This is a genomic window from Paeniglutamicibacter quisquiliarum (assembly GCF_019084045.1).
Lineage (GTDB): Bacteria > Actinomycetota > Actinomycetes > Actinomycetales > Micrococcaceae > Paeniglutamicibacter > Paeniglutamicibacter quisquiliarum.
Window position 1 is genome coordinate 377,570 of record NZ_JAHRED010000002.1, and the last position, 13,805, is coordinate 391,374.

General features: G+C 62.5%; 14 protein-coding genes. 11 read left to right on the forward strand and 3 right to left on the reverse strand.

The features are described 5' to 3' along the window. Positions 1 to 33 precede the first annotated feature (33 nt). Positions 34 to 627, forward strand: a complete 594-nt coding sequence (locus KRR55_RS05290) for a recombinase family protein (protein WP_047118360.1) — start codon at positions 34 to 36, stop codon at positions 625 to 627. 250 nt (positions 628 to 877) lie between these two features. Next, positions 878 to 1,450 (forward strand): hypothetical protein, encoded by a 573-nt coding sequence (locus KRR55_RS05295; protein ID WP_217388006.1) that lies wholly within the window; start codon positions 878 to 880, stop codon positions 1,448 to 1,450. Positions 1,451 to 1,789: 339 nt separating this feature from the next. Here KRR55_RS05295 and KRR55_RS05300 read toward each other — a convergent pair whose 3' ends face one another. Beyond that, positions 1,790 to 2,203: a winged helix-turn-helix transcriptional regulator gene (locus KRR55_RS05300; protein ID WP_254455851.1), complete on the reverse strand. Its 414-nt coding sequence runs from the start codon at positions 2,201 to 2,203 to the stop codon at positions 1,790 to 1,792. Between the two features lie 81 nt (positions 2,204 to 2,284). On the opposite strand from KRR55_RS05300, the gene KRR55_RS05305 reads away from it, so the two are divergent. From KRR55_RS05305 to KRR55_RS05345, 9 genes are all read left to right on the forward strand, one after another. Then, positions 2,285 to 3,091, forward strand: a complete 807-nt coding sequence (locus tag KRR55_RS05305) for an NAD(P)H-binding protein (protein WP_217388007.1) — start codon at positions 2,285 to 2,287, stop codon at positions 3,089 to 3,091. Between the two features lie 124 nt (positions 3,092 to 3,215). Further along, a complete protein-coding gene (locus KRR55_RS05310; RefSeq protein WP_217388008.1) occupies positions 3,216 to 3,779 on the forward strand; it encodes a GNAT family N-acetyltransferase in 564 nt (187 codons plus the stop codon). 664 nt (positions 3,780 to 4,443) lie between these two features. Then, entirely contained in the window at positions 4,444 to 4,605 is a 162-nt protein-coding gene (locus KRR55_RS05315; RefSeq protein ID WP_217388009.1) for a hypothetical protein, read from the forward strand. Between the two features lie 1,121 nt (positions 4,606 to 5,726). Further along, positions 5,727 to 6,935 (forward strand): cell division protein ZapE, encoded by a 1,209-nt coding sequence (gene zapE / locus KRR55_RS05320; RefSeq protein ID WP_217388010.1) that lies wholly within the window; start codon positions 5,727 to 5,729, stop codon positions 6,933 to 6,935. Next, the gene (locus KRR55_RS05325; RefSeq protein WP_217388011.1) at positions 6,932 to 7,597 is read left to right on the forward strand and encodes a peptide deformylase; all 666 of its coding nucleotides are present in this window, start codon (positions 6,932 to 6,934) and stop codon (positions 7,595 to 7,597) included. The genes zapE and KRR55_RS05325 overlap by 4 nt, the downstream gene beginning before the upstream one ends. Positions 7,598 to 7,775: 178 nt before the next feature. Then, positions 7,776 to 8,636 carry a putative RNA methyltransferase gene (locus tag KRR55_RS05330; protein WP_217388012.1) on the forward strand — a complete coding sequence of 287 codons (861 nt, stop codon included), beginning with the start codon at positions 7,776 to 7,778 and terminating at the stop codon, positions 8,634 to 8,636. A 190-nt stretch (positions 8,637 to 8,826) separates the two neighbouring features. Further along, the gene (locus tag KRR55_RS05335; protein ID WP_418888829.1) at positions 8,827 to 9,264 is read left to right on the forward strand and encodes an NfeD family protein; all 438 of its coding nucleotides are present in this window, start codon (positions 8,827 to 8,829) and stop codon (positions 9,262 to 9,264) included. Positions 9,265 to 9,323: 59 nt separating this feature from the next. Further along, positions 9,324 to 10,256: an SPFH domain-containing protein gene (locus KRR55_RS05340; RefSeq protein WP_217388014.1), complete on the forward strand. Its 933-nt coding sequence runs from the start codon at positions 9,324 to 9,326 to the stop codon at positions 10,254 to 10,256. A gap of 180 nt (positions 10,257 to 10,436) precedes the next feature. Next, a complete protein-coding gene (locus KRR55_RS05345) occupies positions 10,437 to 10,796 on the forward strand; it encodes an RNA polymerase-binding protein RbpA (protein ID WP_217388015.1) in 360 nt (119 codons plus the stop codon). A gap of 92 nt (positions 10,797 to 10,888) precedes the next feature. Here the strand turns inward: KRR55_RS05345 and KRR55_RS05350 are convergent, their stop codons facing one another. Both KRR55_RS05350 and KRR55_RS05355 read right to left on the reverse strand, forming a co-directional pair. Beyond that, positions 10,889 to 11,617 carry a polyprenol monophosphomannose synthase gene (locus KRR55_RS05350; RefSeq protein WP_217388016.1) on the reverse strand — a complete coding sequence of 243 codons (729 nt, stop codon included), beginning with the start codon at positions 11,615 to 11,617 and terminating at the stop codon, positions 10,889 to 10,891. 531 nt (positions 11,618 to 12,148) lie between these two features. Further along, complete coding sequence (locus KRR55_RS05355) at positions 12,149 to 13,768, reverse strand: amidohydrolase (protein WP_336245039.1); 1,620 nt, start codon at positions 13,766 to 13,768, stop codon at positions 12,149 to 12,151. Positions 13,769 to 13,805 lie beyond the last annotated feature (37 nt).

A 13,805-nucleotide genomic window follows, 5' to 3' on the forward strand; every position in this document is an offset into this window, starting at 1 on the left:
GGCATCCAAGAGTTTTTGAGACAAAATGGCCATGTGAGACATTTGGGATACACGCGTGTGAGTACTTCGAGCCAGGATGCGCAGTTGCAGCTCGACGCGCTTCTCAAGGACGGGGTGCAAAAGCGGGATGTGTTCGCCGATGTCACCTCCGGCAGCAGGACGGCGATCGAGCGGCCCGGGATGAAGAAGCTGCTGGAATACGCCGAGGCCGGGGACACCGTGGTGGTCTGGCGGGTCGACCGGCTCGGCCGTTCCTTGATCGATGTGCTGAACACCGTGAACCTGCTGCGCGAACGCGGTGTGCAGGTCCGGTCTATTTCGGACGGGATCGACCCGGCGACCTCGACCGGGCGGATAATGCTGAACCTGCTGGCTTCCTTGGCTGAGTATGAGCGTGAGCTGATCGTTGAGCGCGTCAACGCAGGGATCGCCGCGGCCCGGCAATCGGGCACCCGTTTCGGCCGGCCGCTCTCGGACCCGGCCGTGATCGCGGACAAGCTCGCGATCGCGAAGGACGCCCGCGCGAGGGGACGCACCGCAGAGGACGCAGCACGCTTGGTCGGGTGGAGCCGCGCGACGCTCTACCGCCATCTCGGGCAAGACTCCGGATCCGTCAAGGGCCAGTGATCGCTGATTTCTCTGCGGAGTGCGGTCAAATTCTGAACGGCACATGTCCGAAGAGAAAAACCTCCGCGAGCGTCATTAACTTCACCCTCAGCTGGGGACCAGGATCATACGCTTAGCGCCAACCGCTGTAACGATGGTCCTACAGGCCAAATTTCAACATCCACATACGAAATCAATACCGGTCCGTCCTTAGCGTGAATTTCCGTAAGGATCTTCCCCAGACCCCAAGACTGCGCTCTCCACCGCATTATTGATCAGCATAATTGGCCTGGCTGGATGCACCACCGCCGCAGTTGAACCTTCTCATTCAACCCCGGAGGCAACTAATGCCGAAGCAAGCACGCCCGCACCGACCGAGGCGGTAACGGCCCGGACACCGGAGGACGTGAAGGCCTCTGCCATGGCGGCAGGCCGCCCTGAAGCTGCCTTCGACAGGAACTGCGAAGTCTGGAAATCGCCCGAGGCCACTACAGAGCCCGAAGCATGGGCCAACGAAATCGGCGGAGCATGGCTCGAGGCCAAGAAAGCGAAGTGCCCGGACGGAATCACTCTTCCTGGCTACTATGTCGAGTCGTGGAAGCCCAGTGCGCCTGGGGAAATCACCCTCATCGTTGACCGTGCCATCGACACAATTGAACTCAATGAGCATTTCAGCAATCTTGAATGGGTCGCTTTCGGGTTCATTTGTGAGCTGTACCGGGATAGGCCGGATCTTTCGAAGGTAGTCGCCATTACAGACGGGGGCGGACGAAAGGAAACGGTGACACGCGAGGATCTTGAGGCCCAAGGGAATCTGGACCTCACGTCGAACAGCAATTGCTAGTCTGAGCACCCTTGTGAACACTGGGGCCGAACCAGTCCCGTGCGCGGCTTTGAAAGCATGCGCGAATCAACACGGGCGGCAACCATTGATCCTGAAGACACATGCAGTGGGAGCCGATCATGCCAAGTGGCCGACCTGGAAAAGGGCCGCGCTATGGAAGCCGGTACACGCCCCTAACCGACAAACTCAAACGCAAAACATCGGTGCATCCTTAGAAAATCTAAGGGTGCAGCGATCTCATGTGCTACCGCATGGCATTGATTTAAGCCTGAATGATCCTGGTGTAGTTCTCCCAGTTGTAGGGCGTGTGGGCTACCTGCCGTTAGCCCGTGATGGAGGCTAGTGGATTGTATGGTCCGGATTCGTCGCGTCGTAGATGATCCGCGATGCTGCGATGTCGCTCCGATGGGTGAGGGACCAGTCCGCAAGCTGCTTGACCAGGTGGGTGAGGCTCGCTCCCAGATCGGTGAGTTCGTAGGTGACTTGCGCGGGCACCGTGGGGTAGACGGTGCGGGTTACCAGCCCGTCGCGTTCCAGACGCCGGACGGTGAGGGTGAGCATGCGTTGGGAGATACCGTCGATGGCGCGCTGCAGTTCCCTGAAACGACGGACACCCGAGGCCAGTTCGACGATCACCAGGACTGACCATTTGTCCCCAACACGGGTGAGCACGTCCCTGATGCCGCAGTCCGGATAGTCCGCCTTGCCGCATGGCTCCAGCGATGCGGTTACTTCCATGTGCCCCTGTGACATCAAAGTGCCTCCTTGTGCGCTTCCCATTGGTTACTGATGATGATCATAGTTACTTTTCATAACCATAGGCGGGAATGTTTCATGATCTTAGTTACCGGGGCCTCAGGCCAGCTGAGCAGTGCCATTGTTGAATCCCTGAAAGCAGCCAATGTGCCGGTGACTCGCGCCACACGCAGCCCTGTTGTAGGCGGTAGTGATCGGCTGGTCGATTTTGACGATCCCGGCACCCTGGACTTCGCCGGCATCGACACGCTGGTGTTGGTGTCTGCCGGCTACGCCGAGGATGACGTGGTGATTGCCCGCCACGAACGTGTTGTGGCCGCTGCGGAGCGGGACGGAGTGCAGCACCTCATTTACACGAGCGTGGCCACGGAGGGTGACCACCTGGGCTTTGCGCTGGCACATCGTTGGACCGAGCGCCGCATCCAGGGCAGTGAAATGCGCTGGACGATCCTGCGAAATGGGATCTACGCCGAACTCCTTGGGGCGTTGATGGCACCGGACGGCGGAATCATCACGGCCCCGCTTGGCCACGGTGGTATCGCCGCCGTGGCCCGGGAGGATCTTGCTGAGGCAGCCGCCGTCGTGGCTGGCAACCCCGATGCCCACGCCGGACAGGTCTATGACTTGGTGGGCTCCCGCGCAGTCACGGCCGAGGAAATTGCCCGGCATGAGGACCTTCGCTACCAACCCGAATCCTTCGAGGCACGACGAAAAACCCTTAACACCAGCGGACTGCTGCCGTTCCAGCCGAGCATGCTGCTCTCGATCTATTCCTCCGCCGCGAACGGGTTCCTGGCCACGACGGGCAACGATCTGGAGGGGCTTCTTGCACGGCCCCTGACGGACCCGGTCCAGGTTGCAGGAGCAATGCTTCAACAGCATTAGGAACAGACGGGAAGACTCTCCCAATACAGCGAACTATTGAGAGAGTCTTGTTCGTTGGGGGAACGCTCACCGGACCGCCTCGCCCAGCATGCTTCCGAGGAAACAAGACATAGACTGAGCCACTATGAAAGAGATCGACGATGAAGTTACTTACCTCCGGTTCGAGCATGTTGCCCCGGACGAAGTTTGGGCCGAGGTCGCGAGTCTCTTCGTCTTGAGTTTCGCAGCCCCTCCCTACAACGAACCACCAGACGAACTACAAAGCATCGATCAATGGGGCCCCGACAAACTTGCTAGCCCTGGTGGGCGACTTGTTGCGGCTAGACACAATGGACATCTGGTCGGCTTTGCGTTATCTCAGAGGCTTGACCAAGACAATGCCTGGCTGCGACGACTAGACACGATGCTGCCAGCGATAGACGCGGGAATTTCGCCTTCGAGAACCGTTATTGTCCAGGAACTAGCTGTTGACGAGAACTTTCGAGGTCGAGGGATAGCCAAACAGTGCATCCGTGAACTCCTCTCGAGCCGAATCGAACAGGATGCTGTCTTAGGTGTTTTCGGCCAGGCATCCCAGGTCCGAGAGATTTATAGACACTGGGGTTTTGCGGAGCTCGGCACCTCTCCCATTTACGGCGGAGCCGTGACCCTACATACCTTGCATCACAAACTTCCATGGACGGCCTAGTCATCCAAGCGTGTGGCTTTCAACGCTAAATGTCGTAACTCCAAACGCATTGGCTCTCGGTTCACACTGTTTCGCAAAGGGAACAAGGCCGAGTTTTGCTTTGTAACCGAATCCGTCGCATCGTCCCGCAAGGGGTCTGTCCGGATAAGGCTTCTGTAGCGTTCCGCAAGGGGGTGGGCTACCGGAACGCACTCATGGCTGACTTGGATTTTAGAAGTTTCTTAGATTCACAGGAAAGTCGACCGTCCCGTAACCCCCGTCCGGTGAAATGTCCGGTGAGCGGGCGCTAAACGGGGCACGAAATGCAGACGGTTCTAGCTTTTCGGCGGAGCATCGATCCACGTGGTTTGGTCGGAAGAATTGTGTTGGATCCGGGGCTTCGTGAAACCCGACCCTGTTCCATTCAGTGCCAAGGTGGGTGGAAGCCGCCTTGCGATTTTCAGCCACCGGTGATTTCGGGGCCAACCCGCCCCAGGGAAGAATTCCAAAGCAGCCGAGTATGCGACACGCATGCTAATACGGTGATGCGATCGCGGCTGTGAGACAAACCCATTGACGGATACGGTGCCGCGGCCACGAGCGCTTGGCCGCTCGCCTGCTGGGGGAGTGCTGCAGCCAGATCGACAAATGCGCCCGCGACTGAGCGGTGGTTCAGGAAATATTCATGCCACCTTCAATTGCTGAGATTGGCGGCTTCGAAGACCATATGAAGCTTCCTGTGTCCACGACGGGTGATGACGCTGGTGTGGTGGCACCAGGTAATGCCGATTTCCGAACAGTCACGACCTCGCTGAAGTGGTTGGTTTTCCGGTTTTGGCTTAAATGATCCAGATCACATCCATGGGCCATCGTGCCATGGGGCAGGTCGGGATCTGGATCCTATCCGAGGGCTGGCCGTCAAGTGGAGAGCGATCAGTTGACATGAATCTCGGGCCGCGATGTGGAGTCAACACGGTCAGTCGCGCATCAGCTCGATGAACTATTCCGTCTTCTTTACGGCTTGTAGTTGTCGAGCCAGTACAGGTTGACGACGAGGGGGCGGGGGAGGGGCCCGACTCTATGACAGCCACAGCCACAGCAGCCAGATTCGCAGATTGTTGCGTGGTGGAAAATACTTTCTGGTAGTGATCGTCGATGTTGTTGTCGGGACGAACGTTAACCGCGATGCAGGGGCTGCCGGCGGATTTCGTGAGGTTGACGGGAACGTAGAAAGAGGGTTCCTTTGATTTTGGAATCGTGTTGGAGCGGTTGCGAGAAAGAAGCCGACTACTTCCCGACGGTGGTCGAAGATGAGGAGTCGCTCGCGTTTGCGCCGCGATTGCCATCCGGCGTCGCCCAAGTTGGTCGCTCACCGCAGCGGTTCCTTCTGAACAGACATGACGTGAGCTGGTCGTAACTGAAAACGGCCAGGTTGTTGTCAACGCTTGAAGTGTGGGCGTATCCGAGCCGTATTTGCTCGCAGCCACACAGTGTGCGCTGGTGCCAGGCTCCCAATTTTGCCGTGGGATGTGTTCAGCGTAGATGAGCCGGGATGAATCGGCACTGCTGTGAGTTGCACCGGTCCGAGAGGGGCTCTCGAAACACTAGTTGACATAATGTAGATTATCGGCGGTTTATCCATAGTCGGGGAAGTGGCGAAATCTCGGGTTTTCCTGACCATCTGATGTTGCCCACAAGCATGCATGCGCACGCCCGAATTGGCCTGCGGCTACACCCGCGGTCGCCTGGCTGTCGGCTCGTCTCGGCGCGGCCTGGCGACTCGGGCTTCCGCGACGCAGGCGCCGCCGCGGAGTTCCCGAAAAATACCGGAGTAACCCTGAGGTATCTACACGTTTTCCCACAGCGGCCGATCTCCCGACGGCTTTGGCTCAGGATAATAAACACTTGACATAACTACCCGGCGGCACGTTTTGGCACTTGCATAGTTATTCAGGGAAACTCGATGGTATGCCATACCCAAAGTCGCCAACCCGGCGTTCAAGCCTGCGCGGCGCAGCCCTTCACATGCGTGACGCCATGCAGCACGCCGTCGGCGCACGCGCGACCAGCGAGCACCTGGAACTCGATGCCATGCAGCTCGAGACCATCGACCTGCTGACCAGCAGTGCCGGTGCTCACCTGGCTCCCCTGCACCGCTCCCCCGGGAAAAACCACGTCTACCTCTGGGGGCCGCCGGGCCGCGGCAAGACCTGGCTGCTGGGAGCCTTCTTTGATGCGCTTCCCACCGAGCGCAAGCTGCGGGTCCATTTCCACGATTTCTTCCGAGACCTGCACGCCACGGCCCACAAGGCCACCACCCTTGCCCTGGCGCAAATCGGCGAACCCGATTCCGTCGGGGAATCTCGCGGCCGCGCCGATCGCGTGGAGGCCCGCACCAGTGCCATCGAGGAATCGATCGAAACGATGCTCGGAGAAGTGCAGGTGCTGTGTTTCGACGAATTCCACTGCAATGATCCCGGCGACGCCATGTTGTTGGCGCGAACCGTCAAATACGTCATGGACCGCGGAATCTTGCTGGTTACCACCTCAAACTACCCGCCCGAGGAACTGCTGTCGGACGAGTATTATCACCACCTGGTCCTGCCGACGATCACCACCATCCGAGAGCAGATGACCGTGCATGAGCTCGATGCAAACCGCGACTACAGGACCATCGAACGCCAGGAGGGCGGGCGCTCAGGCTTCAGCAGCGGAACGCTGCTGCGCTCACCGGGCTCCGTCCAGCTGCTTCGTCTGGGGCTGACGGAGCCGCGCTCCTGCGACGCCGTGCGGCTGAGGCCGACCAGCCAGGAGATCCAGGCCCTGCGCATCTCCGGCCGGCAGATCTGGTTCGGCTTCGCGGACCTTTGCGAATCCCTGACCTCCACCCTGGACTACCTGGTGCTGGTGCGCGAGTACGACCACTGGATCATTTCCGGCGTCCCAGGTTCCGGGCGGATGTCCCCCTTCGGATTGCGCCGCCTGGCCAACGTCATCGATGTGCTCTACGACCACCAGATCCGCCTGGACCTGTTCGTCGAAGAGGGCTTCACCGATTCCTTCGGCCACCTGCCCGAACTCGAGGCAGCACGGCTGCGCAGCCGGATCAATGCCCTGGACTCCGGCACCGGAGAATCCGCGGGACGAACCACGTACCTGGAAGGTGCAAACGCATGAGCCCGCACGACGAATCGACATTTCCCGGTGCCTGGTCCCCCGAAACGATCCGGACCGAGGTGGACCGGATCGTCAGCGTGCACGAGTCTGGAGAGCTGCCCTCCATCGTGCAGCTGGGACACCCGGTGTTGCGCATGCCGGCTGCCGAGTTCACCGACCAGCTGGATCCCGCGGCGCTGCGCGCCTTCCTGGACACCATGCGCGCCGTGATGATCGATGCCCCGGGCGTCGGCCTCGCGGCCCCGCAGCTGGGCATCCCCCTGCGCATCGCCGTGCTGCAGGACCTCTACGAAACCGTCCCGGAGATCGCCGCAGCGCGCGAACGCGAGCCGCTGGAATACCTGGAAATCATCAACCCCCGATATCGTCCCGTCGGCGATCGGATGGCTAGCTTCTATGAGGGCTGCCTGTCGTTCAACGGCTACCAGGGGGTGGTGGAGCGTCCCGCCGACATCGCCACCTCCTTCCGTGACGCCCACGGCGCGACCGTCGAACGCCACTTCTCCGGGTGGCAGGCCCGGATCTTCCAGCACGAGACCGACCACCTTGACGGCATCGTGTACATCGACAAGGCACTGACCCGGTCGTTGTGCGCCAACCACGAATACCCTCGCTGGGCCAACCCGGGGATCGCCGGCGCCCGGGCGGGTCTCGGGTTCTAGGCAGGAAGCTTACCCGCCACGCCCGGGCCGCAGCTCCCCCGGCCGACGCGCAATGCAGGCTCCGGCCCGGTGGCGGGGATCGCAGGCATGGCAGGGCAGGACCCCGGCGCCGCTACAGTGGTCAGCAGGCCACGGCACACCGCCACCCACCGCAGCAACGACACCATTGGAGCAGTACATGAATCCGGACGACGGCCTTCGCTGTCCCGTATGCCGGCTGGCGTTGCACCTGCAGGCCCAGCCGGGCAGGCCATCGCGGCTGGGCTGCGATGCCGGGCACGCCTTTGACGCCGCGAAGCAAGGCTACTTCAACCTGCTCGCGGGCAAAGGAACAAACTTCCGGGAAGACGGTGCCCAGATGGTTGCGGCCCGGGCCGCCTTCCTGGACGCCGGACACTACGAGTCACTGGCCGAGGCCCTGGGCCACCGGGCCCGCGCGGCCTTGCGCGGAAACGAAGACCCGCGGATTCTCGATGCCGGTGCCGGGACCGGCTACTACCTCAACCAGGTACTGCAGGCCCTGCCCGAGTACGCCGCGGCCAGCGCCGTCGCCCTGGACATTTCCCGGTATGCCATGCGACGAGCGGCAAAGGTCCCCCGGACCCTGGCGCTGGTATGGGACCTGTGGCGCGAGCTCCCCCTGGAAGACGAATCGTTTGACGTGCTGCTGAACATCTTCTCCCCGCACAACGGCTCCGAATTTTCCCGCGTGCTGCGCCCGGGCGGCACGGCGCTGGTCGTGACCCCGCTGCCCGGGCACCTGGCCGAGGGCGCCGAGCTATTGGGGCTGCTGGCCATCGCCCCGGACAAGGCGGCCGGTGTCGTGGCCTCCATGGGCGACGGCTTCACGCTCAGCGCCACCGAGGAGGTGCGGATACCGTTGGTGCTTGATGCGGCCGCGGCCTTCGAATTGGCGATGATGGGCCCGGCCGGCCACCACCTGGATCCCGGGGAGCTGCGCGGCCGGCTGGCCGCAGCGGGAGGCACCATGCTTATCACCGCGGCATTCCGCATCCAGGAATTCCGCCGGAACCGGTAGCCCGCGCAAGGGCCGCGGGCATGCGGGCCGGCATCGCAATGATGAGTGTCCGGCGAGTGAACATCCTCCCTTGTGCTGATTCAATTTGGCCCCCCGATCAGGCAAAATGGAAGCTACGAGGTTGGTTTGCATCCAACGCATCCGGACTTGAGGGGTAAACATGTATGTGTGGCTTTTAGACAATGCTTGGGTGGTCTGGCTCGCGCTCTTCCTCTTGTTGGCCATCATCGAAATGATCTCCCTTGACCTGTACTTCATCATGCTGGGCGTCGGCGCCCTCGGTGGCGTGGGGGTCGCCCTGCTGGGCGGCGAATTCTGGTTGCAGGTCGTGGTCTTCTCCGTCGTCTCCCTGCTCATGATCATGTTGGTCCGACCCATCGCACTGCAGCACCTGCGCAAGGACCCGGAGGCGTTGCGTACCAATGTCGATCGGCTCATTGGCGAAGACGCGCTGGTGCTGGAACCCACTTCCAGGATGAACGGGCGGGCCAAGATCGGTGGGGAAACCTGGTCGGCGCGCACCGAGGACGAGGTGGCCCTCCAGCCGGGGACCTACGGTTCCGTGGTCCGCATTGACGGGGCGACCGCCTACATCACGTTGCGTACCAAGATGCTGGGCCTGGACTAAGGACCTAAGGAAAGTTTTTCGGTGCTCCGGACGGGGCGCCCCAACGAAAGAGAGAAGAGATGCAAACATCGGGTCTTGGCCTTACGGTCGTCCTGGTAGTACTGGCAATCTTCGTGATCATCGTGCTCTTGCGCTCCGTGCGCATCGTGCCGCAGGCGCGGGCCGGAATCGTGGAGCGGCTGGGCAAGTACCACCGCACCCTGCTTCCCGGGCTGACGATCTTGATCCCGTTTGTCGATCGCTTGCTCCCCATGCTGGACCTCCGCGAACAGGTTGTGAGCTTCCCGCCGCAGCCGGTGATCACCGAGGACAACCTGGTGGTCTCCATCGACACCGTGGTGTACTTCCAGATCACCGAGCCGCGTGCGGCCACCTATGAAATCGCCAACTACATCCAGGCCGTGGAGCAGCTGACCACTACCACGCTGCGTAACGTGGTCGGCGGGCTGAACCTCGAGGAGGCGCTCACCAGCCGCGACCAGATCAACGGCCAGCTGCGCGGGGTCCTCGACGAGGCCACCGGCAAGTGGGGCATCCGTGTTTCGCGCGTGGAGCTCAAGGCCATCGATCCGCCGCTGTCGATCCAGGATTCCATGGAGAAGCAGATGCGCGCCGAGCGTGACCGCCGTGCCGCGATCCTCACGGCCGAGGGCACCAAGCAGTCCGCCATCCTGACCGCGGAGGGCCAGCGCCAGGCCTCCATCCTGAAGGCCGAGGGCGATGCCAAGGCATCGATCCTGCGCGCCGACGGCGAGGCACAGGCCATCCAGAAGGTCTTCGACGCGATCCACGCCGGAAAGCCCGACCAGAAGCTGCTGGCCTACCAGTACCTCCAGACCCTGCCGAAGATTGCCGAAGGCTCCTCCAACAAGCTGTGGATCATCCCCAGCGAGGTCGGCGAGGCGCTGAAGGGAATCGGCGGAGCGCTGGGCAACTTCACCGAGGGCGCGGGCGACGACAAGCCCGAAAGCACGAGCAGCACCCTGATGTAACGACCCATCCGGGCCGGGAATCCTCGGGCGGGCGACCTCACAACCGAGGGCGCCCGCCCGAAGCCGCGTCGGGGCCGTATAATGGATACTTCGAGACTTGCGCCCCGCGGGAATTATAAGCTGGACCGGGACGTTTAAATCGGTAGCCGAACCCGTATGTAATCGCAGTAGGGAGACAATATGAGCGATCGCAGCCTGCGAGGAATGCGCCTTGGCGCACAGAGCATGGAAACTGAGGCTGGCGTCGAGCCAGCAGCGCGCCAGCGCGTTGAATATCGTTGCGAAGACGGCGAGCAGGTGTTCGTGATTTTTGCCGCCGAGGCAGATATCCCGGCAACCTGGACTTCCAAGACCGGCAAGCTTGCCAAGCTGGTCAATGGCGAGGCAGAGCCGGAGGAATCCAACGAGAAGCCGGTGCGTACCCACTGGGACATGCTCCTCGAGCGCCGCTCCGTTGATGAGCTGGAAACGATCCTGAAGGATCGCCTGGACAAGTTGCGCACCACCCGTGGTGCGGCCCAGGCGGCACTCAAGGGATAACGACCCCTGGATTCACAAATGGCGAGGGCCCGAATGGATTATTCCATTCGGGCCCTCGCCATTTGGGGATGCCCATCACGGCATCCGGGCGGCTACTTGCGGTTCGTGAGCTTCTTCCAGCGGGCGCTCAGACCCCACTTGGTCACGTTGAGCATGGCCTCGATGACGATGTTTCCGCTCATCTTCGAGACGCCAAGTTCGCGTTCCACGAACGTGATCGGAACCTCCACGATCTTCTTGCCCATTTGGGCCACGCGGAAGGTCATGTCGACCTGGAAGCCGTAGCCCACGGATTCGACGGCGTTGAAATCCAGGGCTTCGAGGGTTTCGCGGCGGAAGGCGCGGTAGCCGGCGGTGATGTCTCGCAGGTTCACCCCGAGCATGGTGCGCGAGTAGAAGCTGCCCACGCGCGAAATCATCTTGCGGTGCAGCGGCCAGTTGACGACCGAGCCGCCCTTGACCCAGCGGGAACCGATGACCAGGTCCGCGCCCTTGGGGATCTCGGCGAGCAGCAGCGGAAGCTGTTCGGGCTTGTGGGATCCGTCCGCATCCATTTCCACGAGCACGTCGTAGCCGGCATCCAGGGCCCAGCGGAAGCCCGCCAGGTAGGCGGCGCCCAAGCCGGCCTTGCCGGTGCGGTGCATGACGTGGATGGCCTTGTCGTCTGCCGCCATCTTTTCGGCAAGGTCGCCGGTGCCGTCGGGGGAATTGTCGTCAACAATCAAGACATCCGAATCGGGCACTGCGGCACGCAAACGGCCCACGGTGATGGGAAGCGATTCAAGCTCGTTGTAAGTCGGAATGATCGTGACTACGCGCACGCGGCAGTCCCTTTCTGCTGATGGAATGATCCGCGGAAGAGGGCCGCAAGGGGCCAAGTACCAACGTGCCGCTAGGCGGGAACCCGCTGCGACTGGTTTCAGGGATCGGGTGGGGGTCAGTGCTCAATTATACGCAACCGCCCTCGCGAAACCCGGACCCTCGCCGTGTGATGCGCAAGACCATTTCGCATTGCCCGCGGGTACAGATCGACCCCGCGGGCTTCGGTCCGTCCCCTCCCAACGGCATGCGGCGGGAAGGGTGTTATCTAGTGCCTACGGGGTCGATTTGTTCATGCGCACCGGAATGCCGGTAAGCCGGATCGAAGGATCAGACATTGGTTCCAGCCTACCGTCCAGTTTTTAACTGTCAACCGTTTCCGGACCACCGGCTTCATCAAACTACTCAAGTCAACCGATAAATCGCGGGCTGGCGCACTTTGCCGGAAAATAAACAAATCAACTGGCAATACTTCGTTTCAACCCTTGCAAAAACCAGAATCGTCTGATCCCCAGCCAGCGGCAAAGATGATTCTAGGAAACGCCGAGCGCATCGAAGAGTACATGCCCGGCACGCACCGTTCGCAGGCATTTGGGCAATTCGTCTTCCAGGACCGGCAGCATGGGGGTGCCGGCACGGGCGTCGGTGCTCCAGGAGGAAACACGGAGATCCGGTGTCTGCACCGACAGTTCGGCGGCGTCCCAGATTGCGAACGTGGCTTCGGCCCCGTTGACCAGTTGGCCTGCCATCGGGTTCGGTGCGCCAAGGGCGCGGAAGCCCGAACGGGTGTGCGCCATGAAGGCGGCCCTGGCCGAAACGCGTGCCTGCGGATCGCTGAGCTCCAGGCAGGCCTTGACGGTGCTCCACGGGCTCACCGAGGTGACCGGCGCATCGGAACCCACCACGACTGGCACGCCCGCAGCCAGGAGCTGTCCCACGCCATTCATCGCGGCGGCGCGGGAGCCCCCCAGCCGCCGCTCGTAGAGACCGCCCTCGCCACCCCAGGCGGCATCGAAGCCGGGTTGCATCGAGGCGGTCAGCCCGAAGGCCAGCATTTGGGCCCGAGCCGCCTCGTCCACCATCTCCACGTGTTCCAGGCGGTGCCTGCCGGCCTGGACCTTTGCCAGGCCCACGGATTCGGCGGCCCGGGCAAAGCCCTCAAGCGCCAGGTCCAGCCCGGCGTCCCCGATGACATGGAAGGAGGCCTGGATGCCGGCCAGCGAACAGGCAGCGACGTGGGCGGCGACGGTCTCAACGTCCAGGTAGGCAGTGCCCCGCTCCCCCGCGGCGTCGGCGTAGTCGCCGCGCAGCAAGGCGGTGCGGGAACCGATCGACCCGTCGATGTTCAGGTCCCCGCCCAGCCCCACCACCGCGGAGGAGTTGAAGGAGGCCAGGAGTGCCCGGGCCTCGTCCTCGGTGCCCACGGCCTGGCCCCAGTAGGCGTAGACCTCCGGAGTGGTGGCCTTCTCTTCGTCCGTGCGGGCCAGCAGCGACTCGAGGTCCGCGCGCCCGGAGATGTGCTCGGCGGCCATCTCCACCACGGTCCCGTGGCCGGTGGCCGCCAGGTGCTGCAGCGCGAGATCGCGGTTTTCGGTGTCCGCTGCCGGATCGCCGGCGAGGACCGCTGCCCTGACGCGCGCATGTGCACTCCCGCGGACGAGGCCATCGGAGTATTCGGGGCCTTCCGCGATGCCGACCCGCTGGGCGAGCCGGGGGCTGATGAGGGCCGAGTGGACGTCGACTCGCGCCAGGTAGACCTCGCGGTCGGGGGCGGCCTGTTGCAGCTGTTCGGCGGTGGGCACGGTGCCGGTGTCGAAGGTGGACTCGTCCCACCCGGCTCCCAGAATGGCCCCGCCGGTGGTTGCCGCGGCCGCCGCAAGTGCCTCGAGCAGCTCCGCGGCGCTGCGGGCCGCACCCAGGTCCAGGCCCTTGAGCCGGGCACCGAGCGAGGACAGGTGCACATGCGAGTCGACGAATGCCGGGGTGATGAGCGCACCTTGCAAATCGATCTCGGTCATTCGTGCGTCAAGCAAGGCACCTGCCGCGGCCTCGGTGCCGATCCAGGCCACCGTGCCGTCTTCGACGAGCATTGCGGTGGCAAACGGGTCAGCCGGGGAATAGACGGAGCCGTTGCGGTACATCTCAAGAGACAATTGTTTACCTTTACTTTTTCTCAAGCACGCCGCAGGT